Origin of the sequence: Pseudorhizobium banfieldiae (assembly GCF_000967425.1) — a bacterium.
Classification (GTDB): domain Bacteria; phylum Pseudomonadota; class Alphaproteobacteria; order Rhizobiales; family Rhizobiaceae; genus Neorhizobium; species Neorhizobium banfieldiae.
In genome coordinates this window covers 3,199,743-3,224,415 of sequence record NZ_FO082820.1, presented here as the reverse complement: position 1 = coordinate 3,224,415, position 24,673 = coordinate 3,199,743, and the positions used below count along the sequence as shown (strand labels likewise).

Annotated in this window: 21 protein-coding genes and 3 pseudogenes; 12 read left to right on the top strand and 12 right to left on the bottom strand. The window is 59.8% G+C overall.

Features of this window, described 5'->3' with window-relative positions:
* Positions 1-4: 4 nt before the first annotated feature.
* Genes NT26_RS15785 through NT26_RS15770 form a run of 4 tightly spaced genes read right to left on the bottom strand, consistent with a single transcriptional unit; the run spans position 5 to position 4,223 of the window.
* Positions 5-823 carry an ABC transporter permease gene (locus NT26_RS15785; protein ID WP_052640159.1) on the bottom strand — a complete coding sequence of 273 codons (819 nt, stop codon included), beginning with the start codon at positions 821-823 and terminating at the stop codon, positions 5-7.
* Positions 824-1,741: an ABC transporter permease gene (locus NT26_RS15780; protein WP_052640157.1), complete on the bottom strand. Its 918-nt coding sequence runs from the start codon at positions 1,739-1,741 to the stop codon at positions 824-826.
* A gap of 53 nt (positions 1,742-1,794) precedes the next feature.
* Positions 1,795-3,087, bottom strand: coding sequence for an ABC transporter substrate-binding protein (locus tag NT26_RS15775; protein WP_052640155.1), 1,293 nt, complete (start codon positions 3,085-3,087; stop codon positions 1,795-1,797).
* A gap of 47 nt (positions 3,088-3,134) precedes the next feature.
* The gene (locus NT26_RS15770; protein ID WP_052640152.1) at positions 3,135-4,223 is read right to left on the bottom strand and encodes an ABC transporter ATP-binding protein; all 1,089 of its coding nucleotides are present in this window, start codon (positions 4,221-4,223) and stop codon (positions 3,135-3,137) included.
* Positions 4,224-4,462: 239 nt separating this feature from the next.
* Here NT26_RS15770 and NT26_RS15765 point away from each other — a divergent pair, with 239 nt between their 5' ends.
* Entirely contained in the window at positions 4,463-5,173 is a 711-nt protein-coding gene (locus tag NT26_RS15765) for a GntR family transcriptional regulator (protein WP_052640150.1), read from the top strand.
* A 45-nt stretch (positions 5,174-5,218) separates the two neighbouring features.
* Here NT26_RS15765 and NT26_RS15760 read toward each other — a convergent pair whose 3' ends face one another.
* Together NT26_RS15760 and NT26_RS15750 are read right to left on the bottom strand one after the other, a co-directional pair.
* Positions 5,219-5,530 (bottom strand): Gfo/Idh/MocA family oxidoreductase, encoded by a 312-nt coding sequence (locus NT26_RS15760; protein ID WP_052640148.1) that lies wholly within the window; start codon positions 5,528-5,530, stop codon positions 5,219-5,221.
* A gap of 370 nt (positions 5,531-5,900) precedes the next feature.
* The gene (locus NT26_RS15750; protein WP_052640144.1) at positions 5,901-6,851 is read right to left on the bottom strand and encodes an AraC family transcriptional regulator; all 951 of its coding nucleotides are present in this window, start codon (positions 6,849-6,851) and stop codon (positions 5,901-5,903) included.
* A gap of 211 nt (positions 6,852-7,062) precedes the next feature.
* Here NT26_RS15750 and NT26_RS15745 point away from each other — a divergent pair, with 211 nt between their 5' ends.
* From NT26_RS15745 to NT26_RS15720, 6 genes are all read left to right on the top strand, one after another.
* Positions 7,063-7,944 carry a carbohydrate ABC transporter permease gene (locus tag NT26_RS15745; protein WP_052640142.1) on the top strand — a complete coding sequence of 294 codons (882 nt, stop codon included), beginning with the start codon at positions 7,063-7,065 and terminating at the stop codon, positions 7,942-7,944.
* Between the two features lie 2 nt (positions 7,945-7,946).
* A complete protein-coding gene (locus NT26_RS15740) occupies positions 7,947-8,852 on the top strand; it encodes a carbohydrate ABC transporter permease (RefSeq protein WP_052640140.1) in 906 nt (301 codons plus the stop codon).
* Position 8,853: 1 nt separating this feature from the next.
* Positions 8,854-9,969, top strand: coding sequence for an ABC transporter ATP-binding protein (locus NT26_RS15735; RefSeq protein ID WP_052640138.1), 1,116 nt, complete (start codon positions 8,854-8,856; stop codon positions 9,967-9,969).
* Between the two features lie 82 nt (positions 9,970-10,051).
* Positions 10,052-11,251, top strand: coding sequence for an ABC transporter substrate-binding protein (locus tag NT26_RS15730; protein ID WP_425287736.1), 1,200 nt, complete (start codon positions 10,052-10,054; stop codon positions 11,249-11,251).
* A 51-nt stretch (positions 11,252-11,302) separates the two neighbouring features.
* A complete protein-coding gene (gene pglA, locus NT26_RS15725) occupies positions 11,303-12,868 on the top strand; it encodes a polygalacturonase PglA (RefSeq protein WP_052640134.1) in 1,566 nt (521 codons plus the stop codon).
* A complete protein-coding gene (locus NT26_RS15720; protein WP_052640132.1) occupies positions 12,865-13,995 on the top strand; it encodes a glycoside hydrolase family 88/105 protein in 1,131 nt (376 codons plus the stop codon). The genes pglA and NT26_RS15720 overlap by 4 nt, the downstream gene beginning before the upstream one ends.
* A gap of 50 nt (positions 13,996-14,045) precedes the next feature.
* On the opposite strand, the pseudogene NT26_RS22435 reads toward NT26_RS15720, so the two are convergent.
* The 4 genes and pseudogenes from NT26_RS22435 to araD all read right to left on the bottom strand — a co-directional run.
* A pseudogene (locus NT26_RS22435) lies at positions 14,046-14,366 on the bottom strand (TOBE domain-containing protein); the annotation flags it as partial.
* A gap of 419 nt (positions 14,367-14,785) precedes the next feature.
* Positions 14,786-15,496 (bottom strand): ribonuclease activity regulator RraA, encoded by a 711-nt coding sequence (locus tag NT26_RS15710; RefSeq protein ID WP_052642260.1) that lies wholly within the window; start codon positions 15,494-15,496, stop codon positions 14,786-14,788.
* A gap of 65 nt (positions 15,497-15,561) precedes the next feature.
* A complete protein-coding gene (locus NT26_RS15705) occupies positions 15,562-16,458 on the bottom strand; it encodes a dihydrodipicolinate synthase family protein (protein ID WP_052642258.1) in 897 nt (298 codons plus the stop codon).
* A 12-nt stretch (positions 16,459-16,470) separates the two neighbouring features.
* A complete protein-coding gene (gene araD, locus NT26_RS15700) occupies positions 16,471-18,213 on the bottom strand; it encodes an L-arabinonate dehydratase (protein WP_052640128.1) in 1,743 nt (580 codons plus the stop codon).
* Positions 18,214-18,444: 231 nt separating this feature from the next.
* Here araD and NT26_RS15695 point away from each other — a divergent pair, with 231 nt between their 5' ends.
* From NT26_RS15695 to NT26_RS15680, 4 genes are all read left to right on the top strand, one after another.
* Positions 18,445-19,488 carry a type 2 periplasmic-binding domain-containing protein gene (locus NT26_RS15695; protein ID WP_052640126.1) on the top strand — a complete coding sequence of 348 codons (1,044 nt, stop codon included), beginning with the start codon at positions 18,445-18,447 and terminating at the stop codon, positions 19,486-19,488.
* 70 nt (positions 19,489-19,558) lie between these two features.
* Complete coding sequence (locus NT26_RS15690; protein ID WP_052640124.1) at positions 19,559-19,978, top strand: tripartite tricarboxylate transporter TctB family protein; 420 nt, start codon at positions 19,559-19,561, stop codon at positions 19,976-19,978.
* Between the two features lie 18 nt (positions 19,979-19,996).
* Positions 19,997-21,508: a tripartite tricarboxylate transporter permease gene (locus NT26_RS15685; RefSeq protein ID WP_052640122.1), complete on the top strand. Its 1,512-nt coding sequence runs from the start codon at positions 19,997-19,999 to the stop codon at positions 21,506-21,508.
* Positions 21,509-21,586: 78 nt separating this feature from the next.
* Entirely contained in the window at positions 21,587-22,564 is a 978-nt protein-coding gene (locus tag NT26_RS15680) for a LacI family DNA-binding transcriptional regulator (RefSeq protein ID WP_052640120.1), read from the top strand.
* A 137-nt stretch (positions 22,565-22,701) separates the two neighbouring features.
* On the opposite strand, the pseudogene NT26_RS22815 reads toward NT26_RS15680, so the two are convergent.
* Positions 22,702-23,294, bottom strand: a pseudogene (locus tag NT26_RS22815) (hypothetical protein); the annotation flags it as partial.
* Between NT26_RS22815 and NT26_RS23415 the strand changes: the two are divergent.
* Positions 23,292-23,507, top strand: a pseudogene (locus NT26_RS23415) (IS91 family transposase); the annotation flags it as partial. The pseudogenes NT26_RS22815 and NT26_RS23415 sit on opposite strands and share 3 nt — an antisense overlap.
* A 404-nt stretch (positions 23,508-23,911) precedes the next feature.
* Here the strand turns inward: NT26_RS23415 and NT26_RS15670 are convergent.
* On the bottom strand, positions 23,912-24,589 hold the full coding sequence (locus NT26_RS15670; protein ID WP_152338675.1) for a GntR family transcriptional regulator: 678 nt from the start codon (positions 24,587-24,589) through the stop codon (positions 23,912-23,914).
* Between the last annotated feature and the right edge of the window lie 84 nt (positions 24,590-24,673).

The window sequence follows — 24,673 nt, the reverse complement described above, 5'->3', positions numbered from 1 at the left end:
ACGATCAGCCCTTGAGCCGCCTCCGGTTGAGGCGAAGGATGAGTAGGACGGCTGCGACAATGACCAGGAAGGAGAAGGCGGTGGTTACCGTGCCGAGGGCATAGAGCACTGGCGTCGTCACGTTGGTCGTCATCGCGTAGATCTCGAGCGGCAAGGTGTTGTAGGTGCCAGCCGCCAGCAGGGTGCGTGCGAACTCGTCATAGGAGAGGGTGAAACCAAACAGGCCGACGCCGATCAGGCTGGGGGCGATGATCGGCAGCAGCACATGCCGGAAGGTTTGCCAGGAGGAGGCGCCGAGATCACGGGCAGCCTCTTCGTAAACGGGCGAGAATCGGTTGAAGACGGCAAACATGATGAGCACGCCGAAGGGCAGCGTCCAGGTCATGTGGGCGCCGAAGGCGGAGGAATACCACGCCGGCTGAAGCCCCAGTTGCTGAAAAAGAACGCCGATCCCAAGAGAGATGATGATCGATGGAACGACCAGGCTCGCAACGGCAAGGTAGAAGAGAGCGGAGGCGCCGAAGAAACGCCGCCGGAAAGCCAGTCCCGCCAGCAGCGAAACCACGACAGTCGCCGCCATCACCATGAGGCCCAGCGTGAGCGAGCGTCGGAAGGAGCCGCCGAAGTCGCCCACCGCCTGGGTTTCGAACAGGTTGGCAAACCAGCGCAGCGAGACCCCGTTCAGGGGAAAGGTCAAACCGCCATTGGGCCCCTGGAAGGACAGGATCAGGATTGCCGAAAGCGGTCCGTAGAGAAAAAGGACGAACAGTCCGAAGAACAGCGCCAGGATGTAGAATTCGCGGGAGCGGGCTTCTCTTTGCATCTAGAGCTCCTTGCGAATGTCGACAATGCGCAGGATGCCGGCCACCATCAATAGAACAAGGACGAGCAGCACCACGGCATTCGCGGCGGCTGCAGGATACTGAAGCAGCGACATCTGGTTCTTCATCATCAGGGCCACGGATGCGCTCTGGCCTCCGGACATGACCTGCACGGTCGAGAAGTCAGCCATCACGAGGGTGACGACGAAGATCGTCCCGATCGCCATCCCGGGTTTGGCGAGAGGAAGCACGACGTTCACCAGCGTCTGCCAACTGCTGGCGCCTGCATCGCGGGCGGCTTCCAACAGCGTCCGATCAATGCGCATGAGCGTGTTGAAAATGGGGGTTACCATGAACAGCGTGTAGAGATGCACCATCGCAAGCACCACCGCGAAGTCCGAGTAGAGAAGCCATTCGACGGGTTCGCTGACGATGCCAGTGTTGATCAAGCCGGAGTTGATCAGACCGTTCCGGCCGAGGACCGGGATCCAGGAGATCATCCGGATGATGTTCGAGGTCAGGAAGGGCACGGTGCAGAGGAGGAAGAGCACCATCTGCATGGCTGCGCTTCTGACATGGAAGGCGAGGAAGTAGGCCACCCAGAAGCCGACGAAGAGGGTGATGGCCCAGACCAGGAAGGCAAATTTCAGGGTGTTGAGGTAGGTCTTCCACGTCACCCAGGACCCCAGCGTCTCCGTATAGTTGAACGTGACGAAGTCGGGGTACATGGCCGCGAAGTCGTAGTCCCAGAAACTGACCACGCCGATCATCAGGATCGGCAGCAGCAGAAAGCCACCGAGGATGAGGGCAAGCGGTGTCGCCTGCAGGTAGGAAACCAGCCTGCCGCTCGATCCAACCCGGCGCGCCGGCTTGCTGCCAGCTCTTGCCGAGGCTGCCTGTGATGCGGTGATCGTCGCCATGTGTTGTCCTCGTCAAGGAGGCGGCCGGCAGCTTCGCACCGGCCGCGAGGTAATCAAGCTGCGATGAACTCGTTCCAGCGGCGGACCATGTAGCGGTCTTCGTCCATCACCGAGTTCCAGCAGGCGACGTGGCCCATGCGCTCTTCGAACGAGCCGCCGTCACGGACGGCGCCGGCTTTTTCCATGACCTTGCCTTCTGGGGAAAGGATATCACCTGCAGCTGGCTTGCCTTCGATCCAGTAGCCCCATTCGTCAGCCGACATGTATTCCTTGGCGGTATCCATGCAGGCGGAATAGTACCCCTGGCGGTTGAGATAGCCGCCAACCCAGCCCGAGGTGTACCAGTTAATGTACTCGTAGGCCGCATCGAGCTGTGCGCCCGACAGGTGCGAGGCGAGACCGAGGCCGCCACCCCAGGAGCGGTAACCCTCCTTTAGCGGCTGGTATTTGCAGGCGATCCCCTTGGAGCGGACGGCGGCAACGGCTGGCGACCACATGGACTGGATCACCACTTCGCCCGAAGCCATGAGGTTGACCGACTCGTCGAAGGACTTCCAGAAGGCGCGGAACTGGCCCTCCTGCTTGGCCTTGATAAGGAAATCGATCGTGGCGTCGATCTCTTCCTTGGTCATGTTGCCCTTGTCGGCATATTTGATGTTGCCCATGGCTTCCATGATCATCGCCGCGTCCATGATTCCGATCGAAGGGATGTTCAGGATCGAGGTTTTGCCCTTGAAGGCCGGATCCATGATGTCGGCCCAGGTGGTGATCTCACGGCCGACGAGATCAGGCCGGATGCCGAGCGTATCGGCGTTGTAGATGGTCGGCATCATGGTGAAGAGCTCGGTCTCGCCGGAAGCGAAGGTCTTGGCGTCCTTGGTCTCGACATAGCCGACGGTGTGCGGCGCCGTTCCCTGCGCGATGACGCTGTCCGGGGTGAGCTTGCCGTTTTTGAAGAGCGGCACGACCTTGTCGTAGTATTTCAGCTTCGCGGTTTCCATGGGCTGGATCACACCGGTCGGATAGACCTTCTTCAGGATCCAGTATTCGATGTCGGCGATGTCGTAGGAGTTTGGCTGGGTCACGGCGCGCTGCGCGGCGGCGTCAGAATCCGTCGCCGTCATCTCAAGCGTGATGCCAAGGTCCTTTTTGCACTGCTCGGCGATTGCATTGATGTTCGAGACGCCGGTTCCGAACTGACGAAGGGTGATGTTGGACTGGGCCCAGATGGTCGGGAAACCGGTGATGGCCCCCGAGCCTGCTGCCAGGCCTGCTGCTGCTGCACCCGTCTTGAGAAGGGCGCGTCGGGAGATGCCTTTTTTCTCTGCGTACTGAGTGGTGGTCATTTTTCTTCTCCTCTGTTGGCGGTGGCCGTTTTTCTTTTTCTGTGAAGTCAGTGCTGAGTGCGTCCGAGGACGATGACGTCCTCCTTTCCCCAGCAAAGAGGCAGTGCTTCGCCGACGCGGATGGGATTGGCGAAGAAATCCCGGTCACGAAGCAGGATGGTGAAATCCTCCAGACCGGCGCCGGCGACGGTGAGCTTTACCGAGGCACCGCGGTACTCGATGTTGCTCACCGAGCCCGTGAAGCCGAGGCCGTTTATGTCCTCAGTTCCGATCCGGACGCGATCGGTGCGGATGGCGAGATCCGCCGTGTCGCTGAAGGGCATCCTGTTGTCCCCGGCGACGAACGTGCCACCCTGTGGGACAGCAATGGTCATGACTCCGTTCCGGCGGTCGGTGATGCGCCCGGAGATGACGTTGTGGTCGCCCATGAACCTGGCGACGAATGCGGTCGCCGGCTGCTCAAAGACCGTCCGTGGCGGTGCGGCCTGTTCGATCCGGCCATCGTTCATCACGACGATCAGGTCGGCGAGCGCCATCGCCTCTTCCTGACTGTGTGTCACGTGAACGAAGGTAATCCCCAGCGACGTCTGAAGCTTCTTCAGTTCGGCCCGCATCCGAACCTTGAGGAAGGGATCAAGCGCGGAAAGGGGTTCGTCGAGAAGGAGTGCCTGAGGATTGGTGATGAGTGCACGTGCCAGCGCGACACGCTGCTGCTGCCCGCCGGAAAGCTGCGCTGGCTTACGTGTCGCATAGGCTTGCAGCTCCATCAGTTGGAGCATTTCCATCGCCTTCGCCCGGCGTTCGACCTTGGGTAGTCCCTTCATCTTGAGGCTGAAGGCGACATTGTCGACCAGGTCGAGATGGGGGAAGAGGGCGTAGGACTGGAACATCATAGCCGTTCCGCGCCGCGCCGGAGGGAGGTCCGTCACCACGATGGTGCCGAGGCGAACGTCGCCGCTGCTGATCGTCTCATGCCCGGCAATCATTCGGAGCGTGGAGGTCTTTCCGCATCCGGAAGGACCGAGCAGACAGCAATAGGTCCCACCAGGGATCTTGAGGCTGATGGCTTCCACCGCGGTGGTGGTGCCATAGACCTTGGTTACGGATGCAATGTCTATTTCAGATGCTTTGCTCATCGCTGTTCCCCTGCAATGACTTCTATGCAGGGACCGTGCCAGATCGGAAAAGACTGGCAGTGAGCAGCTAAAGCAGGAGGAAAACAGGCTCTTTCGAATACACAAGCACCAGGGGCTGAAGAGCTTGCGCAAAATCACGACACAGACATGATCAAATTGTATGCAATCTCAATGCTGTTTCGTGAACACTTGGCAGGTTCTGGAGGAGCCTGTAGAAGAGTGCGATCCAGGATCGCCCAATGAACATCCAGAAAGACATCAAGTCCGCCGAGTCTGCCGGTAAAGATCGCTCACTCGCTATTCGCGATGCGCTCCGCAACGCGATCATCGACAGACGGCTGGCGCCCGCGACCAAGCTTACGGAGAGTGAGGTCGGTTCGCTCTTCGGCGTAAGCCGCACCGTCGCCCGTGCAGGGCTGCAGATGCTATCTTTTGAAGGCCTTGTCCGGCTGGAGCGAAACCGCGGAGCATTTGTCGCCAATCCTTCACCAGAAGAGGCGCAGCACGTCTTTGCATCGCGCCGTCTGATCGAGCCCGGCGTGATCTCCGCGGTAATAGGACGGTTCACTTCGAAGATGGCCGATGTGCTGCGAGAACAGCTTCATGAAGAAAGCCGCTATCTCAGTGAACGAGGTGCCGTTGCTCGACGCGCGGAAATCAAGGCATCCGGCGACTTCCACCTTCTGCTGGCGTCCATGAGCGGAAACGCCATTCTGGAACGCTTCATGGATGAACTGGTGGCTCGCTCGTCGCTCGTCATCGCTCTTTATGGGCGGTCTGGTACGTCAAGTTGCGGCCACACTGAACATCTCGCCATCCTCAACGCGCTGGAGCGGCGCGACGAGCAGGAAGCCAAACGCCTTATGCTTCACCACATCGACCACATCGAAGCGGACCTTGATCTTCAGGCGAGAAGTACGACGCGGCTGAGAGATGCCCTCCTGCGGTGAGGTGTCGATCGGCATCGGCTGCTTCGGCGTCAGAGCAAAGCTCTTTTAATTGCTACGCAATGTAGTTCCGGTCCAGCTTCTGGTTAATCGATGGAGTTGCGGAGGGGTAGAAATCAGCGGCGGTACCTGCCAAGCGGTCGGGCGGCGGACAGGGTTTGATTTCATGCGAATGGAAATCGGCGTTCCAATCGCCCCTTCGTCAATGAGGTTGCGCGCCTTGAGCACGGGCGGATTGAAGATGAAGTTCTCAAAGATCTTCATCGGCCGGTCGTAAGCTTCGGCGGCTACGAGTTCATCCGCTTCTTTCAGCGGCACGCACATGGGTTTCTGCAGGGGCATGATCGACTTCTCGGCCATTGCTTGGGTCGATTGAGGGGGCCGATCGGGGAGTGCGTAGCGAGAACTGATAAAACACCGGTTCAAGCCTCGGTGCAATCAAGCCCCCGCAACCAAAGATCCCGCTACAACCGACAAGAGCCCCCTCCGCTGGGCTTTTTGCGTTTCTGGGCGCGACGAACCTGTCGTATCAGCGCGGAGTGCTGCGAAAGGACGATGTTGGCCAAGAGCCTGGGCGTTGATCACAGTCTGCGCGATTCTGCATCGTTCGCGACCGCGTCTCTCGGCCTCGGCCTGCCTGGAGAGATGCCGGTGTATGGACGGACCGCAATGGATTGCATCGGAACTGGCCGCAGCCTCGAAGTCGCCTATTGGTCTATGATAAGGATCATCACGTAACTGCCATAGCCGCATCCCCCTCCGATCGCGGCGCGTGGGCGGCATTCATCAGGCGATCCTGTTCGGGCTCGTCGAAGCCGAGGAGCCCGCCGTGGCGGTTTTGCCGGACGCGGTTGACGTGATCGCGTGGGCTGAGGCCGATGGTCCGCTTGAACATTCTGGAGAAATAATAGGGATCGGCATATCCGACCTCCGCCGCCGCCTCCGCCACGGGCAGACCCGCCTCAAGGAAGTGCATGGCGCGTTCCATCCGCTTGAACTCCTGATACTTCCTGGGCGTTCGCCCGACGCGCTTCTTGAACTCACGCAGGAAATAGTCGGGATTGAAGGGGGAAGCGCTGATCGCCTTGGCAGCGATCTCGCCATCGAGGGGATTGGCCGCGATCATGGTCGCGGCCTTGACGACGGCAAGATCCAATGCATCGGCTCCCTCCGTCTGGTATGCGGCGCGGTCACGCCAGCCCAGGAACGCGTCCTCGATGTAGGCAATCAGCAGATACATGAAGAGATGGTGCTGGCTGAGGGTGACGGAGGAGGGCGGAGCACTTTGCCGGTAATGGCGCACGAGCGGCTCGACGAGCGGCCACCGACTGAGGCGCACCTTGGGCTGAAGATCCATCTGCGAGATCAGATCATGTCGCCCATAGATATCCAGCGTGAAATGCTGCGCGATCCCGGTATAGGTGACGGTCCCCTCGTTCCAACCCTGGAAGCGTTGGCCCCGGCTGATCAGCATCGCATCTCCCGGCTCCATGGTCATGCGATGCCCGTCGATCAGGTATTCTCCTTGTCCTTCGAGGCAGATCACCAGATCGTCGACCGGATTGATCTTGTCGATCCTCCAGGTTTTGGAATGCTCCATCCGAATGGTGGCGCGGGTCATGGTCAAGGTCAAAGCCGTGGCAGGGATGCTGGCCAGGATGCCGCCTTCGATTTCGTCCATCTTTTTCCCCATCTTTGTTTATTTATTCTGGCGGAGAATTGGGGTCTAGTCACTGGTGCAATGCTCGGAGGAGCGAATTTCGATCTGGGAGGAGATCAGAAGGTGGTTGCCGGACATGGATGTCCTGTTGCCCCTGCTGGTCCGGGAGCCATGATTTGTACGAAAACGTGAATCATTGCACCGCCGCGCGAAGCATCTCAGGATGGTCGCGATGAGGGGACAGCGGCTGCTGGGATACGGATATCTGACGCCATACGTGATCGGCCTGGTGGTGTTCACGGCGGTGCCGTTCCTGACCTCCTTCTATCTCAGCTTCACGAAATATGACCTGATGAACACACCGAACTGGACCGGTTGGTCCAACTACGAGCGTCTGTTCACGAGAGACCGGACCTTCATCAAGTCCCTGAACGTGACGCTGATCTATGTATTCCTGACGGTGCCCCTGAAGCTTGCATTCGCGCTCTTCATCGCCGCAATCCTGAACTACAAGCTGAAGTTCATCAACCTGTTCCGCACGGCCTTCTACGTGCCTTCCATCCTCGGCGGGTCGATCGCCATCGCGGTCCTGTGGCGCTACCTGTTTGCGAGCGAGGGACTTGTGAATATGGCGCTGGCCGGCCTCGGGCTTGCTCCGGTGGACTGGTTCGGCGATCCCACGAACGCGCTCTTCACGATCAGCCTGCTGCGCTGCTGGCAGTTCGGATCCGCGATGGTGATCTTCCTTGCGGCCCTTCAGTCCATCGACAAGTCGCTCTATGAGGCGGCAGCCATCGATGGCGCGGGCAAGGTCACGACCTTCATCTTCATCACCCTGCCGCTGCTGACGCCGGTCATCTTCTTCAACCTGGTGATGCAGATGGTCCAGGCGTTCCAGGAGTTCAACGGCCCTTACATCATCACGCAAGGCGGACCCCTGAAGTCCACATATCTTCTCCCGCTCTACATCTATGAGGAGGCGTTCAAGAAGTTCAACATGGGCTACGCCTCGGCGATTGCCTGGGTGCTCTTCGTCATCATCATGGCCCTGACCCTCGTCGCCTTCTGGTCCTCCAGGAAGTGGGTCTATTACGCTGGCGACAAGAGGAGCTGACCATGGCCGATGTCCACCTGAACAAGGCAGCCGTCGACGCCTCCGACGAAATGGCGGCAATGCGTCGTGCAAGATGGGATCTCATCTCCGCGACCATTCGCTACGCGCTCCTGTTTGCCGTCGGGTTCCTGATGCTCTATCCGCTGATCTGGCTGGTCGGCGCGAGCTTCAAGACCAATTCGGAGATCTTCTCAGGCGCCGGCTTTCTGCCGGAAAGCCCGACGCTGGATGGCTACGTGAAGGGCTGGCAGACGTCGACGCCCTATACCTTCGGCCGCTTCTTCTGGAACTCGTTCCTGATCATCCTTCCCAAGGTGATCGGCACGGCCATTTCCTGCACCATGGCCGCTTACGCCTTCGCCCGCTTCGACTTCCCGTTCAAGAAGGTCCTGTTCGGCTCGGTCATTGCGGTCCTGTTGCTGCCGAACGTGGTCACCCGCATTCCGCAATACATCCTGTTTCGCGATCTCGGCTGGCTCGATACCTTCCTGCCGCTGTGGGTGCCTTCGGCGCTCGCCGGCGATGCATTCTTCGTCTTCATGCTTGTTCAGTTTCTACGGTCGCTCCCCCGGGACATGGAGGAGGCAGCGCGCGTCGATGGCGCCAACAGTCTGCAGACGCTCGTGTTCATCGTCGTGCCGATGCTCGCCCCGGCGTTGATTTCAGTCTGCCTCTTTCAGTTCATGTGGACGATGAACGACTTCCTCGGCCCGCTGATCTACATCTCCTCGGTCGACAAATACCCGGTGAGCCTCGCTCTCAAGCTCTCCATAGATACAACCGAAGCCTTCGAATGGAACCGCATCCTGGCGATGTCGGTCCTGACGATCACTCCTGCACTGGTCGTCTTCTTTGCCGCCCAGCGGTACTTCATCGAAGGCATTTCTGCCGGAGGTAGGAAAGGCTGACATGGCACGCGTTCAATTGCGAAACCTCGAGAAGGTCTACGGCGGCACGCTGAAGGCGGTCCACGGCATCAACCTCGACATTAGGGACGGCGAGTTCATGGTCCTGGTTGGACCTTCGGGGTGCGCCAAGTCGACGACGCTTCGGATGATCGCGGGGCTGGAGGAGATCAGCGGCGGCGAGATCATCATTGGCGACCGCCGCGTCAATGATCTGCCTCCGGCCAAGCGTTCTATCGCCATGGTGTTCCAGAACTACGCGCTTTATCCGCACATGAAGGTCAGGGGAAACCTCGCCTTTGGCCTCCGGATCACCGGTCGACCTCGCGCCGAGATCGATGCGGCGATCGAGCAGGTCGCCCGCATCCTGGAGATCGAGCCGTTGCTGGACCGGCTGCCCAAGCAGTTGTCTGGCGGGCAGGCGCAGCGCGTCGCCCTGGGGCGGGCCCTGATCAAGAAGCCTGGCGTATTCCTGTTCGACGAACCCCTTTCCAACCTCGATGCCAAGCTTCGCGCCTCCATGCGTGTCCGCATCACCGATCTGCACCGGGAGCTGAAGGCAGAGGGTCTGTCGTCTACCGTCGTTTACGTCACCCATGATCAGACGGAAGCAATGACGATGGGAGACAGGATCTGCGTCATGGAATCGGGTCGCATCATGCAGGTGGCGACGCCGAAGGAACTCTACAACAATCCCGCCAATCTGTTCGTTGCAGGCTTCATTGGAATGCCGGAGATGAACCTCATGGACGGCGCGATGGAGGGCGGCGATTTCGTCGTGGGCAGTCAAAGATTGCCGATGGGCGGCGATCTGGCCGGGCGTCTGTCGGTGCGGCCGCAACAGGTCGTACTGGGCATCCGGCCTCAGCACCTTTCCCTGGCGGACGGTGGACCGGCGTTGAAAGCGCGACTGACCAATGCGGAGTTCATGGGCCACGAAGTCTATCTCCATGCCGATTGTGAGGGGCACCGGCTGGTCAGTGTGGTGGGAGCCCCGGAATTCGAAGACATCGGACGGAGGGAGTTTATCCACCTCCGCCCCAGTTTCGATAGCCTGCATATTTTCGACAAATCCGACGGCCGCAACGTCTCGCTGCGAGGAGGCAGCCTGGCGGCCTGAACCAAAGGAGGAAAGCATGTTCAATCGTAGAGTCTCATCAGTGCTCGCAAGCACAGCTATCATCACCCTCAGCCTCACGACCATGGCAACGGCCGCTGACTTGCGGATGTCATGGTGGGGCGGCGAGAGCCGGCACGTCGCCACCCAGAAGGCGCTTGAGGCCTGTGGCGCCAAACATGGACATACCGTGAAGGGTGAGTTTACCGGCTTCGACGGCTATCTTGAGAAGCTGACGACGCAGATGGCTGGTCGTACGGAGGCCGATATCGTCCAGGTGAACTGGCCGTGGCTGCCCTTGTTTTCCAAGAATGGCGACGGGTTTGCCGATCTTCGAAGCTTGAAGCCTCTCGATCTGTCGAACTGGACAGACGCAGAGTTGGAGTCGGGCTCCATGAACGACGTCCTGCAGGGAATTCCAGTCTCGACCACTGGACGCGTCTTCTTCTTCAATACCACGACGTTCGAGAAGGCAGGGGTGGCCATACCGACGACCTGGGATGAGCTTTTAACGGCCACGAAGGCGGTCAAGGAGAAGCTCGGCAACGACCACTACACCTTCAACGCGGTGAAGGAGACGGCCCAGCTGGTAACCACGATGGTCGTCGTGCAGAAGACGGGTAAGGACATGGTTGATGCGGAGGCAAACCGCGTCGCATGGACACCGGAAGAGCTGGCCGAGGGGATTGATTTTCTGGGAACGCTGGTCGCCGAAGGCGTAATGCGGTCACAGAAGGAGGAGGCGGCCGATGGCAACGTCAACCTCTTTGAAAAACCTGAATGGGCTGACGGTCGGATCGCCGGTTCCTACGAGTGGGACTCCACATTTGAGAAATACTCGGCGCCTCTGAAGGAGGGACAGGTCTTGAAGCCTTTCCCGCTGCTCAAGGTGGAAGGTGCCGTGACCGACGGCATTTACCGTAAGCCGTCCATGGTTTTCTCGATCTCCAAGCATTCCAAAAACCCAGATGCGGCGGCCGAGATACTCAACTGCCTGCTAAACGAGCCGGAAGGTATCGATGCTCTCGGCACCACAAGAGGCATCCCGGGTTCCAAAGCAGCATCCGCGCGGCTTGGGAACGAAGGCGATGCCGAAGTCCGGGAGGCGAACGCCATCGTCATGGCATCGTCGGGTCCGACCGTCTCGCCGTTCAACGAGAACCCCGAAATCCGCGGCATCTTCCTCGATACCCTCGAAGAATACGCCTACGGGCAGCTCGATGCGCAGCAGGCTGCGGAACAGATCATCGAGGGCGTGAACGACGTTCTGGCGGAATTCGACTGAGCATTGAAATCGCCCGCCGCGTGAGCGGCGGGCCTCTTCAGAGACGAGAGCATGACGGACCTTGTTACCGTTGCGGTTTCCGCGAGGATGGCCGCGATACGAATTGCCGTGCCCGGTGCACGCTATTATCTACCCGACCCGGTATCGTGGCGTCTGCGCGCGACGAACGGCGACAACCTCGCCTGGGAGGGCCGGACCGACAGGGCGGTCACGCTCCTGGACATGTTGAGCCCCGGTACCGCCTACCTGCTTGAGGTCGAAGGTCTGGGCTCATTGCAGTTCCGAACAAGGGAGTGCAGCGGGCTCGTCGAGGCGGCGGCCTATGGCCTGCTTCCGTATGTCTCGGCGCAGGACACTGCTGCGGCGTTGAGAAACGCCGATGCATTGCAGGCTGCGATTGCCGATCTGCCCGTTGGCGGCACCTTGCGAATTGGTCCCGGCCGATGGACGGCGCTGCCGGTCACCTTGCGGTCGGACATGACCCTCCACCTGGCGGAGGGTGCGGAACTGTGCTCACCCAGCAGCCGCGACAGCTGGTCTGTTTTCCCCGCTCGGGACAATGCTGGACATTTGCTCGGCAGCTGGGAGGGAGAGCCGGCTGCCTGCTTCGCCGCGCCCTTGCATGCCATCGGTGCGAGGCGACTGGTCCTGGAGGGAAAAGGCATCCTGGATGGCGCGGGCAATGCGGGCGACTGGTGGGGCTGGGCGAAGGAAACCCGTGACGGTGCCCGCCGCGCCCGCGGCCTTCATCTTATAGACTGTTCCGACGTCACATTGTTTGGCTTCACGATCCGTAACGCGCCGTCCTGGATAATTCATCCACAAGGCTGCCACCGACTGGTCGCGGCGTGCCTGTCGATAGAGGCGCCGCACGACAGCCCGAATACCGACGGCTTCAACCCCGAGGGATCGTCAGAGATTCGGGTCGAAGGGGTGCGGTTCACGGTGGGAGACGATTGCATAGCCATAAAGGCCGGCAAGCGAGGGCCATGTGGGGAAGCGGCGCATCTGCGCGAGACGCGCGATGTGCAAATTCGGCACTGCCTCATGGAACGGGGCCACGGCGGAGTGGTCATCGGATCGGAGATGTCCGGCGGGGTGCACGATGTCCTGGTCGAGGATTGTGAAATGATCGGCACGGACCGTGGGCTGCGCCTCAAGACAAGGCGCGGCCGGGGCGGCTCCGTCTCTGGCATCACGATGAGGCGGGTCCGGATGGAGGGTGTTCTGACGGCATTTTCCGCCAATGCTCATTACCACTGCGATCCGGACGGACATGACGAGTGGGTGCAATCGCGGCAGCCCGCAGCGCTCGACGAAGGAACGCCTGAGATAGATGGCATCGCCGTGGAAGATATCGATCTCCACGAAGTCGGGCATGCCGTGGGTGCCTTTCTCGGCCTGCCGGAAGCGCCGATCCGCAATGTTTCCATCCGCAACCTGCGTGTCCATTCATTCGACCCGGAAGCTGCACCCGCGCCTCCCATCATGGCCGACGGCGTGCAGGCGATGCGTCACGAAATGATTGTGTATGAACACGCGCACGTCGAGTGTGACGACCCCACCCTCCTGTCGCCGTCAAGGCTTTCGGTCTCCAACTTCCAGGCTGCATCATGATGTACAAGGACTATTTCGACCACTTCTGCCAGCGGTACAACCCCTACAAGGACGGCGCCTGGTGCTATGAGGACGGCTGCATCTATCGCGGCTTGATGCTTCTCTACCAGTCAAGCGGCGAGGCGCGCTGGCTTGACCACCTAATGAGGATGGTCTCGCGACAGGTCCAGGACGATGGTGCGTTGGTTGGGTATGATCCCCGCGAATTCAACATAGACAATATTCTGCCCGGCCGTGTTCTCCTTTTCCTCGATCGGGAGACGAAGGACGCGCGCTACATGGCCGCGGCCCGGCGACTGATCGGCCAGTTGGATGGTCATCCGCGGATCCTGGCCGGCAACTACTGGCACAAGGCGCGTTATCCGCATCAGGTCTGGCTTGATGGCCTCTACATGGCGCTTCCTTTCCAGGTTGAATACGCACTTGCCGCCAACGAACAGCCGCGCATTACCGATGCCCTCCAGCAGCTGGCGACGGCTCTTGTCCTTACCGCGGCTCCAGGCGGGCTGCATGTCCACGGGTATGACGAGAGCCGGCAGCAGGCCTGGGCCGACAAGGAGACCGGAAAGTCTCCCGCAGTATGGGCGAGAGCCATGGGCTGGATGGTTATGGCCCTGGTCGATGTCCTGGCCGTTCTGCCCAACGACGCGGCGACCAAGGTTTTGCGGAAGCGAACGCGCTCCGTGCTGCTTGCCATCCTGCAGCACCAACAGGAATCAGGGCTCTGGCTCCAGGTTCTCGATACGCCGGACCTCGTCGGCAACTATGAAGAGACCTCCGCATCGGCAATGTTTGCCTACGCATCCCTCGCGGCATGCCGCCTCCAGCTTCTGGCACCGGAGGAGACCAAGCGTCTTGAGAACGGCGCACGCCGAGCGCTTGACGCACTTCTTGGGACGCGCCTCCTGGAAGAGGGCGGTTTGATACGGCTTACCGGGATCTGCCAAGTGGCGGGTTTGGGGGCGCTCTCCGGGCCTTATCGCGATGGCACGCCCGCATACTACCTTTCCGAGCCAGTTGTGGCCGATGATGCGAAGGGGGTGGGGCCGCTTATGATGGCGGTCGCCGAGCTTGAGCTTGCCGCAGCGGCTGCAGGCGGCTACACGATCGCTGCGGGGAGCAGATGATAGGTCGGGTCATCTCAGGAGAAATCCTCGTTTGCCTTTTCAACGCTTAGTTAGTTTAACCTGCGCCCGGAAGCTTCCTCGAACACATGAACAGCGTCCAAATTTGGACGCACGTGGATCAGATCGCCAACGCTGATGGTGGTGTCACGAGGAAACTCCACCGTGAGCATGCGTGCGTCGCCAGTCTCGAGATAACCGTAAGTCTGGCTACCCAATCGCTCAGCAACAGCAAGTTTCCCGCCGAACCAGGCGTCCTCGGGATTACAGACGACCAGATCCTCGGGTCTGACTCCGACGGTTGCCTCCCTCACGATGGCGCGGCCCATGGCGACGCGTTGGCGCTGGCCGCCGGAAAGCTGGGCAGGCCGCCGAAGTTCCGGCTATCAAAAAATGCCGGCTGTGCTGCGCCACAGGAAGTGGCGCAGCACAGGGCCGCTCCGTCGCAGTCCGCCGCAATGCGAGTTGCAGCTCATGGGTAGACGCGTTGATCTGGGGGGCGGGGCACGGCTGCCGACGGCGGGGAGCCGTGCTGGAAGGCGGATTTCATCGGCGAGTCATTAGAGATGGTCTCTGTATGCGCTCGCTTGGAACTCGTTCGTTGCACCGCTGAAGTCCCTTAGATTGGTCCCTCCGCTTCTCTGCCATAACCGGATCACGTCGCCAGTTCAGGCAGCGACAGGTCCCACTTGAGCCTCTGCGAGGAGCCGCCTAAGTGCAAATGAAGCCACTAGACTAGAGCAGCGCTTGGTCTAGGGAATCGTCTCAGACCCTGCTATCTGGCGTGCTTCACCTATCGTCTGTTTGACGCTCGCCACTTGGCAAAATCCTCCGCATGCACGTCCTTCGTGCAAGGGTAAAGCCCAATGATAGCCGCGCCCTCTTTGACTCGCTCCACTACGAAGTCCTCGTAGGCGGTCATTTCAACTGCTTCGTCGGCCACTTCTGCGGCAATGTCCTGAGGAATGACGATCACGCTGTCATCGTCGCCCACGAGGATATCGCCGGGGAAAACTGGAACGTCACCACAGCCGATCGGGACATTCAGGTCCAACGCTTCGTGCAGTGTCAGGTTGGTCGGGCTGGAAGGTCGGGTGTGATAGGCAGGAATATCGAGATCACCGATCGTTGCGGCATCGCGGAAGCCACCATCGGTGACGACGCCCGCCACGCCGCGCATCATCAAGCGTGTGACGAGGATGTCTCCCGCCGACGCAGCGCGCGGATCCTTGCGGCTGTCCATAACCAGCACATGCCCCTCGGGGCAAGTCTCGATCGCGACGCGCTGCGGATGGGTCGGCTTGCGGAACTCGCTCAACTGGTTACGGTCTTCTCGGGCCGGGATATAGCGGAGCGTGTAGGCGGGCCCTACCATGTTGCGGCCCTTCTGCGCAACGGGACGTACATCCTGAATAACCTGATTTCTTAGACCCCGCTTATAGAGCGCGGTGGCGAGCGTGGCGACGGAGACGCCCATCAGTTTCTGCCGCAGTTCCTCGTTCATGATAGTTCCCTTCTTCATTATCTGGGAAAGCTTGGCGGTTCTCGGCGCCGCCCCGACCTATGGGGTCAGGTCAGCGCGTTACGCGCTATGAAGTGGTCGAGCTTGTCTTGCTGCGAAGGCGTCAACGGCCATGCGGACGGGGGGCGGGTTGGCCCGCAGTCACGGCCAAGCGCCAGCAGCGCCGCCTTGACTCCCGTCACGTTGGTGCCATTCATTTCCTCGGCCCGAACCTCTTCGAACGCCTTCATCTCGGAGATCAGACGGTTGGCCTCAGCATAACTCCCCGCTTCGAGTGCCGAGTGGATCTGGAGTGAGCGTTCCGGCCAGACATTGATGAGGCCGGAGGTGAAGCCCCTCGCACCAACTGCGTAGAAGGCCGGGGCCCAAACTTCCGCAAGTCCACCGACCCACACAATGGTTGGATCGCAAGCGGCCTTGGCTTCCGCGAGCTTGAGCGGGTTTGGTGTGGCCCATTTCACGCCCTTCACCCCCTCTACCGCGCATAGTTCAGCAATCGCCGCCGTCCCAATGGCGTCGTTGCGAAGATAGAGCATCATGGGAAGCCCGGCGGCATCCGCCACAGCCTTCAAATAATCGACTATACCGCGCGGAGCCACAAAAGGATCCGGGGGCTGGTGTATCATCAACGCTGCGGCGCCGGCGTCTGCTGACACCTTTGCGAGGCGGCATGCGTCACGCACGCTGCGCCCCACGCCGGCAAGGACCGGAGCGCGGCCGTTGACGATGCCGGACACCTCCCTGACCATGGTGCAAGCTTCATCCGTGGTCAGCGAATAGAATTCGCCGGTATTGCCGTTGACAACCGGCATGTGCAGCCCTGCTTCCAGGGCACGATCCACGATGGGAACAAGACGCTGCGGCGCAAGCTCGCCATCCCTACCGAAAGGCGTGACCAGGATGCCGGAAATGCCGGTCAGCGCGTGTTCAAGAGAATGAGCCATGATCATGCACCTTCAGAAGATGGAGGGTTCGGCCGTTGCGCCACCGAACTGGCGCTCCAGGAAATCGAAGTCGCAGCCCTTGTCGGCCTGCGTGACATGGCGGGAGAACAGATAGCCGTAACCGCGATCGTAGTGCGGAGCGGGCGCGGTCCAGGCGCTTCGACGCTGGGCAAGTTCCTCCTCGGGGACCAGCATGTCGAGCCGCCGGTTTGGCAGGTCGAGCCGGACGCGATCGCCGGTTTTCAAGAGCGCCAAGGGGCCGCCGATATAAGATTCCGGTGCGACATGCAGCACGCAGGCGCCGTAGGAAGTGCCGGACATGCGTGCATCGGAAATGCGCAGCATGTCACGGTGTCCCTGCTTGATGAGCGCCTTCGGAATAGGCAGCATTCCCCACTCCGGAAAACCGGGGCCGCCTTGGGGGCCAGCATTGCGCAGAACCAGCACGTGGTCCGGCGTGACGTCCAGATTCTCGTCGTCGATGGCCTTCTTCATCTCGGGATAGCTGTCGAAGACAATGGCGGGGCCTTCGTGGAGATGAAACTTCGGATCGCATGCTGCCGGCTTGATCACGGCGCCGTCGGGGCAGAGATTGCCCCTGAGGACCGCGAGCGACCCCTCGTGGTAGACGGGGTTAGACAGGGGGCGGATGACATCCTCGTTATAGACCTGCGCACCCTGAAGATTCTCGCCGAGCGTGCGGCCCGTAACCGTCATACAGGAGACGTCCAGCCTGCTCTCGATCTGTTTCATCAATGCCGCAAGGCCACCGGCATAGTAGAAGTCCTCCATGAGATAGTCCTTTCCGGAGGGCCTCACATTCGCGATTAATGGCGTGGTCCGGCCAAGCTCGTCCAGGTGGTCCAGTGTGAGGTCGACGCCGGCCCGCCTCGCCATGGCGACCAGGTGAACGACGGCGTTGGTCGAGCACCCTGTCGCCATGGCGACAATCGCAGCATTCCTGATCGCTTCCTCGGTCACGATCTTGTCCGGCGTAAGGTCCTCCCACACCATTTCCACGATACGGCGTCCGCAGGATGCCGACATTCGCACATGGCCTGAGTCGACTGCGGGGATGGAGGATGCACCGGCGAAGGAGAGGCCCATAGCCTCGGCAATCGCGGTCATAGTCGAGGCGGTGCCCATGGTCATGCAGACGCCGGCGGAACGGGCAATTCCGCCCTGGAGGCCCACCCATTCCGCATCCGTCACGTTTCCGGCTCGCCGCTCGTCCCAGTATTTCCAAGCATCCGACCCCGAGCCCAGGATCTTGCCGGCGTAGTTGCCACGAAGCATAGGCCCGGCGGGAAGGAATATCATCGGCACTCCAGCAGACAGTGCCCCCATGACCAAGCCTGGCGTGGTCTTGTCGCAGCCGCCCATCAGCACAACACCGTCGAGCGGGTGGGAGCGGATCATCTCCTCCACCTCCATGGCGAGCATGTTGCGGTAGAGCATGGAAGTTGGTTTGGTGAAGCTCTCGTCAACCGAGAGAGATGGCATTTCGACGGCGAAGCCGCCAGCCTGAGCGACGCCCCGTTTCACGTCCTTGACGCGTTCCGGAAAGTGTCCGTGGCAAGAGTTCAATTCGGACCAGGTGTTGAGGATGCCGATGACCGGCCTCCCCATGAAATCCTCTTCTGAATAGCCGAGTTGCATGAGGCGCGAGCGGTGGCCGAAGCTGCGCAAATCATCTGGCGCGAACCAGCGCGATGAGCGCAGGGTGTCGGGAGTTTTGCGGACCTTGTCTTTCATATCGCTTCCTCAGTTTCCTCTCGATGTATGCGCATACATTTTAGACTGTCAAGAAGGTATGTCGGCGTGAGTGCCTCAATAAAATTAGCCGCTGGGGGCTACTTGACAATGCAGAACTGAAGAGGGCAACACTATGAATGCGCATTCATTGCGCCCGCGAAGTGAACGGGAGGATCATCGTTCACCGCAATCAAATAGTTCGCGTACCGCGAATAAGGAGGAGATTTTCAGATGTTTACACGCAGGACCCTATTGGCGGCCGTTAGTGTCGCGGCATTGGTGGCGCATCCCATTGTAGCGGCTGCGCAGGAACTGCCTCGCAATATCCGGATGGTGATTGGATCGACCTCGACCGGCGGCGACACCTATCAGAACGCGGCACTGGTTGCTGATGCGCTTTCCCAGCACCTCGGAGTCAACGTCAAGGTGGATCCAGTCGGCACCAGTGAAGGCCTCAAGGCGCTCGGTCGCGACAAGCGCGGCACGACGATCATGCTCCATCATGATCAGGTCTATCTGTCTTACCTGTACGGCGTGCCGGGCAACGAAGATCCGTTTGCAAACTACTCCATCGGGCCAACCGTTGCGATCAATCCGGGCGATGCGTTCCTGGTCCCAGCGGATTCGCCCTACAAGACCATGGAGGACGTGTTCAAAGCTGCCGAAGAAGGCAAGCAGATCCGGGTTGCCATTCAGCCGGGCGGCGTCTCCGAGATCGGATTCACTGCCATGCGCAATGCAGCCAAAACGCGTGCACCCGGCTCGGAGAAAAACTTCGTTCCGGTCAATACCGGATCTCAGGCCGACAAGAACCAAGCTATGTGGGACGGGTTGGCCGATCTGATCAACGGCTCGATCCAGGCAAACGAGCAGTTTACCCAGTTGCCGGGCGACGACGCAAAGGCGATGCGCTTCATCTGGATAACCGCACGGCCCCAGACACTCGAGCAGGCGCCCGAACAGGGCATGGGCAACACGACTCGCGACCAGTTCCTGCAATATGCTAGCCCCGAGACGAGTGTAACACTAGACGGGGAAAAGGACTTTGTCTTCGATAAGGAGTTCTTCCTGATCTACAACAAGGAGATGGATCCCGCGCAGATGGAGGCCATCGACAAGGCGTTGGCTGAAATCTACCAGAAGGGCGATCTAGAGAAGCGGCAGAAGGAAGCCTTCTTCATTCCAAACTACTTGTCGCAGGCTGAGGCCCAGGCGCATCTGAGCGAGAAGAGCAAGACGATCGGCGGCCTGATCGAGCAGCTCAAGACTGAATAGCGATCTCATGCGTGCCCCGGCCGGCGGTGCCGGCCGGGAAAGTCATGCCTCACTAGAACTGGAAACGGCCATGGGCGGATTGACCAAAGTCGAGATCGACTTCGCGACCTCGCATCTGATTTTCCCTACGCTGATCGGCATCGCTCTGCTGATCCTCGGCGTGGTAATCGTTGTCACGCGCAATCGTGAGATTTTGGGCGCCGGGGCCATGTGGCGCGACACGTTCATCCGCATGGACAAGACGCGGTTCTTCGGAGCCCTGGTGCTGACGGTACTCTATTTCGTCCTGATGGTTCCGGTTGGGGACCTCTGGCCAAATACCGGCATGGGTTTTCTGCTGTGCTCCATTCCTTTCGTGGCCTTGAGCGGCATCCTGTTCACCCATGATCGTCGCCTGTCCCGACTTGTTCCGCTGCTGATTGTCGCCGTCATCGCGCCGCTGCTGACCTGGTGGCTCCTCAGCGAAATCTTCTTCCTGACGCTCCCGTAAGCAGAGGTCTCTAAGATCATGGAAGTTTTTGAACTGATCACACCGCTCTTCGTGGCGCTGGTCGTCGGGGGAACCTTTGTAGGTCTGATCTTCGGGGCCATCCCTGGAATGACCGCGACGATGGCTGTGGCAGTCTGTTTGCCGCTGACCTACTCGCTGGGCCTGGAAAACGGTTTGGCGCTACTTCTGGGTTTGTATGTAGGCGGAATATCGGGCGGCTTGGTACCGGCCGTACTTCTTGGAATTCCCGGCACCCCGTCATCGATCGCAACTTGTTTCGACGCCTATCCCATGGCCCAAAGGGGGGAAGGGGAAAAAGCACTGCGCATCAGCATCATTGCGTCGCTCGTCGGCGGAATGCTGTCGCTGATCGCGCTCTATTTCTTTGCCCCGCTGCTGGCGGATTTCGCCATCCAGTTCTCCTATGTGGAGAAGTTTCTGATCATTCTGTTCGCCCTTACGGTCATGGGTGCTCTCTCGAGCAACCTGCTTCTGGGCATCTTTTCCGGCTTCCTCGGCATCTTTGTCAGCCTCGTCGGTGTCTATGATGTCACCGACGGCGGGAATGGGCACTTTCGATTGATTCCGCCGGGGACGGAATACTGGCTGGAAGGTGGCTTCTCGCTGCTGCCCGTCCTGATTGCACTTTTCGGGGTGAGCGCCATCCTTGAGGAAGCCGAAACCGGGATGCCGCAGAGCATGTCGGTCCGGGAGATCAAGGTTGGCAAGAGCTCGCGCTTTTCCTTTTCGATCTTCAAGGGACAGATTCGAAATCTCCTTCAATCATCCGCGATCGGCACCTTTGTGGGCATTCTGCCGGGTGTAGGTGGTTCGGCGGCATCGATCCTCTCGTATACAGCGGCGAAGACCACTTCGCGTCATCCCGAGGAATACGGCAAGGGCTCCGCTGAAGGCATCATTGCGACCGAGGCAGGTAACAATGCCTTGACCGGCGGCGCTCTCGTGCCCTTGTTGTCTCTCGGGATTCCAGGCGACTCTACCACAGCACTCCTGGTGGGGGCATTTGCACTCCAGGGCATCCAGGTGGGGCCATTGTTCATCGGCAACAATCCGGGAACATGGAACGCGATGATGATTGCTATGATCATTGCCAACGTCGCTATGTTTATACTGATGTACTTCGCCATCCGCTGGTTCGCCATGGTGGTGACAGTTCCAAAGCACATCCTCTATCCGGTCATTCTTATGATGTGCGTGATCGGTGCCTATACGATCAACTACGGCATCATGTTCGACGTGTGGACGGTACTCATCTTCGGTGTGCTCGGCTGGATCTTCGTCAAGCTGAAGATCGAAGTCGCACCCTTCATCATCGGCTTCATTCTTGGCCCGTCGGCGGAAATCTACTTCGTCAAGAGCCTTGAGTCGTTTGGAGACATCTCAATCTTCTTCACGAAAAGCTGGATTGCGGTAGTCCTGTGGCTTCTGATAGCAGCTTCACTGGTAGCCTCGGCTATACTCGCGAGGAAAGCGAAGCAGCTTGAGGCAATGGCACAGCCGGGGACTTGAACAGGCATGGGCAGCCGCGAAGGCCAAGAAAGCATAACTGGCAGGCGAACTCCCAGGGCGAGTGGCGGTAGTGTAACCATGGCTGATGTCGGGCGCCTTGCCGGGGTCTCGCAGGTGACGGTCTCGCGTGCGCTCTCGGACCCCTCGATGGTCTCTGCGGAAACGCTGAAGCGTATTCAGGATGCCATCCGTGTCACCGGCTATGTGCCCAATGCCCTGGCCGGTGCGCTTGCCTCCAACAGAAGCAATCTGATCTCAGCGCTTGTGCCCTCGGTGACGAACATTGTCTACGCCAGTATGCTTCATGCATTCTCGAAGATCATGCGGGCGCGGGGTTACCAGTTGATGGTTGGCGAAACAGGATTCGACCTCGCCGAGGAAGAGGCTGTGGTCGCGACGCATTTGTCGCGGCGGCCCGACGCGATGTTGTTGACAGGGATCCACCACTCGCCGGCGGTCCGACGCATGCTGTTAAGCGCGGCCATACCGATCGTGGAAGTCTGGGATATAACCGAGACTCCGATAGATTGCTGCGTAGGCTTCTCACATGTCGCAGCAGCCGCTGCCGCTGCCAATTATGCACATTCGCACGGCTACCGACGCGCCGCCGCCGTTACTGCTGGAGATGAGAGGGCAGCGCGACGCCGGGATGCCTTTGTCAGACAGTTCGAAGCTTTGGGCGGTACGCCAGTGGCGACAGTCGATTTTCCAGGGCATGCATCGCTAGGTGGAGGGCGACAGGCATTGGCGACCCTGATTGCCGAGCATGGGTTCTCGGGCGGCGTCATATTCTGCAGCTCGGACCAGTTTGCCCAAGGGATCTTGGTTGAAGCGAAGGCTCGAGGTCTGGCGGTGCCAAGTGAGGTGGCGGTGATCGGATTTGGTGACCAGGAGTTTGCACCTCACACGGACCCACCGTTGACCAGCGTTAGAGTAGATCGGGAAAAGCTCGGAACTGCGGCTGCAGATGCGCTGCTGGCGCGTTTTGCGAAAAAGACCATGACCAATCCCGTCACTGACATCGGATTCCAGATCATAGAACGCGAAACCTCTTAGGCTAGCTACGTTGCAATACCAGGCTACTAGGTTCGACTTTCATCAAAGCGGAAACGACCGTCGTTGGAGCGGCCGAGGCGTATACACTTTCCCAATTGACTGCGTGACGCGGATAAGGCGTGCTTCCGGGTAGGCCATGCTGCCTCCCACACCTTATTGAGGATCCGCGCTGCCAATGCTGCCTTGTCCTGCGGCAGAAAGCGTCCGTAATGCTGTTGGACGACGTCGGGCGTATCTTGGATCGCGTAGCTTGCCTGCTCGTAGGATCCTGTTTGCTTCAGAATATGAGTGGCCAAGACGTCTCGGACGTTATGAGGACCGTGGGGAAGGAGCCCTTTGATGGCAGCGCGGCCGGTGTAAGGATTGTAGATGCCGTATATCGCTGGATCGCCAGCCGCCAAGCCTCATAGAACGTCGTTTCATTGTAAGCGGCGTCAACGCTGGTCGTCTTTACTGTCTTGACGAACAGCGTGCGCGGATCGGGTGCGCGACCCAGCAGCACCTTCCGATGTCGCTCTATGTAAGCGTTGAGATGGGTGTAGAGATCAAGCAGATCCGGCAGCACCAGTCGAAACGGCTTCTGCCCGAAGAAGGATGAGCCGGAGTTCTTGAACGCGTTGGACGGGATGAAGACCTCCCACCCACGCTCTCGTTCGTTCCAACGCAGTTCGCCGCGCTTCATGTCTTCGAGCCGGCGTTCTGCCGTCGGGAATTGTCCGCGCGGGCATCCGGCGGTTCTCGGAAGATGAGCATCGCTCGTGCCCGCGAGCTCCTCAACGCTGCCCCGCCGCCCTCTGACGAGGCGGACGACGAACCGATCGACATCCGGCCGCCATGCCCATGCTGCGGTGGACGCATGGTCGTCATCGAAGTGCTCAAGCGCTGGCGGCAACCGCGTGGACCACCAGACGAGACAACAATGAACCGGGAGTGTGCATCATGACCCAGCATGGCCGATCCATAGATATGGTCTACTCACAGCAGAGCAGGCCAACTGGTCTGTGCCAGTCCCTATGGCGAAGGCATTCAGCGCGGCAAACGTACGCTCATCCACTCCAAAAATCCGCAGAACTATACCCGCAAGGCCCGCCCTCGAGGCGGCGGGACTGGCAACTGTCCCTGCGATTAGCCGCCCGATGAAAGCGACGATCCACAAAACCCCATAGCTCAGAGAATGCCGCCCGCGGGTTCCTGCATGAGAGGCTTTCGGACGCCTGACGACACCCGAAACCCTTCACCAACTCGGTCATTCCAAATTGACCAGTTGCTTGCTCTGCAGTGTTTGTCTGCCGGCTCACATCCGACCCGCGCTCCCGCTAGCATCATGGCTAGCTGGCACGCGCAGCTTTACGCAGGGGTCTCTACCGGCTCTGTCATTGCCAGTGTCATCACAAGGTCGTTCTGGACGGCCGCCACGTGTTGCGCGAGGAAGCTGGCAGCACTCTCGTAACGACGTGAGCGGCACAGTTGAATCAATTCCGCGTGCTCGGCCATTGCTCTTTGCATAGCGGCGGCATTGGACAGCTGGATGCGGGTGTAGCGATCACTGGTTTCAAGGAGCGACGTCACGATCTGCTGCGTTCGCGGCAGGTTTGCGCGGCGGTAGAGTGCAAGGTGAAGATCGGCGTTCAGTTGGCCATATTCATTGACGGCGTTCGCGGAGATGGCTTGCACGTAATCTGCGTGCTTTGCTTCGACACGTTCATAGTCACCTTCAGTCAGATGAGGCGCAGACGCCAAAAGAAGGCGTGGTTCCAGCAGGACGCGAAGCTGGAACACGTCTTCGATCTCTTCGCGGGAAAGGTCGGAGACGACCGCACCCCTTTGGGGCATGATTTTCACCAGCCCCGCGGCCTCAAGCTGAAACAGAGCCTCTCGGATCGGGATCCGGCTGACCCCATAGGACTCTGCCAAAGCATCCTGCCTGAGCTGCGTTCCGGCCTTGTAACGGCCCGACAAGATATCCTGGCGGATTTCCTCCAGAAGCGCGCCCGACAGTGTGCGGTGTTTGATTGATGGTTTCACAAAAAACATCCAGCAGGCATTGACACCAAAAATGTATAAAATCTACTTTATATGAAAACAAGAGGGGCAGATGGGACCAGACGC

Bases quoted from the DNA above. Each gene is read 5' to 3' on its own strand.
- araD (WP_052640128.1), bottom strand. From the start codon at position 18,213: ATGAAAGACAAGGTCCGCAAAACTCCCGACACCCTGCGCTCATCGCGC.
- NT26_RS15695 (WP_052640126.1), top strand. From the start codon at position 18,445: ATGTTTACACGCAGGACCCTATTGGCGGCCGTTAGTGTCGCGGCATTG.
- NT26_RS15740 (WP_052640140.1), top strand. From the start codon at position 7,947: ATGGCCGATGTCCACCTGAACAAGGCAGCCGTCGACGCCTCCGACGAA.
- NT26_RS15710 (WP_052642260.1), bottom strand. From the start codon at position 15,496: ATGAACGAGGAACTGCGGCAGAAACTGATGGGCGTCTCCGTCGCCACG.
- NT26_RS15765 (WP_052640150.1), top strand. From the start codon at position 4,463: ATGAACATCCAGAAAGACATCAAGTCCGCCGAGTCTGCCGGTAAAGAT.
- NT26_RS15750 (WP_052640144.1), bottom strand. From the start codon at position 6,851: ATGGACGAAATCGAAGGCGGCATCCTGGCCAGCATCCCTGCCACGGCT.
- NT26_RS15770 (WP_052640152.1), bottom strand. From the start codon at position 4,223: ATGAGCAAAGCATCTGAAATAGACATTGCATCCGTAACCAAGGTCTAT.
- NT26_RS15745 (WP_052640142.1), top strand. From the start codon at position 7,063: ATGAGGGGACAGCGGCTGCTGGGATACGGATATCTGACGCCATACGTG.
- NT26_RS15680 (WP_052640120.1), top strand. From the start codon at position 21,587: ATGGCTGATGTCGGGCGCCTTGCCGGGGTCTCGCAGGTGACGGTCTCG.
- NT26_RS15690 (WP_052640124.1), top strand. From the start codon at position 19,559: ATGGGCGGATTGACCAAAGTCGAGATCGACTTCGCGACCTCGCATCTG.
- NT26_RS15785 (WP_052640159.1), bottom strand. From the start codon at position 823: ATGCAAAGAGAAGCCCGCTCCCGCGAATTCTACATCCTGGCGCTGTTC.
- NT26_RS15735 (WP_052640138.1), top strand. From the start codon at position 8,854: ATGGCACGCGTTCAATTGCGAAACCTCGAGAAGGTCTACGGCGGCACG.
- NT26_RS15780 (WP_052640157.1), bottom strand. From the start codon at position 1,741: ATGGCGACGATCACCGCATCACAGGCAGCCTCGGCAAGAGCTGGCAGC.
- NT26_RS15730 (WP_425287736.1), top strand. From the start codon at position 10,052: ATGGCAACGGCCGCTGACTTGCGGATGTCATGGTGGGGCGGCGAGAGC.
- NT26_RS15685 (WP_052640122.1), top strand. From the start codon at position 19,997: ATGGAAGTTTTTGAACTGATCACACCGCTCTTCGTGGCGCTGGTCGTC.
- NT26_RS15720 (WP_052640132.1), top strand. From the start codon at position 12,865: ATGATGTACAAGGACTATTTCGACCACTTCTGCCAGCGGTACAACCCC.
- NT26_RS15760 (WP_052640148.1), bottom strand. From the start codon at position 5,530: ATGGCCGAGAAGTCGATCATGCCCCTGCAGAAACCCATGTGCGTGCCG.
- pglA (WP_052640134.1), top strand. From the start codon at position 11,303: ATGACGGACCTTGTTACCGTTGCGGTTTCCGCGAGGATGGCCGCGATA.
- NT26_RS15705 (WP_052642258.1), bottom strand. From the start codon at position 16,458: ATGGCTCATTCTCTTGAACACGCGCTGACCGGCATTTCCGGCATCCTG.
- NT26_RS15775 (WP_052640155.1), bottom strand. From the start codon at position 3,087: ATGACCACCACTCAGTACGCAGAGAAAAAAGGCATCTCCCGACGCGCC.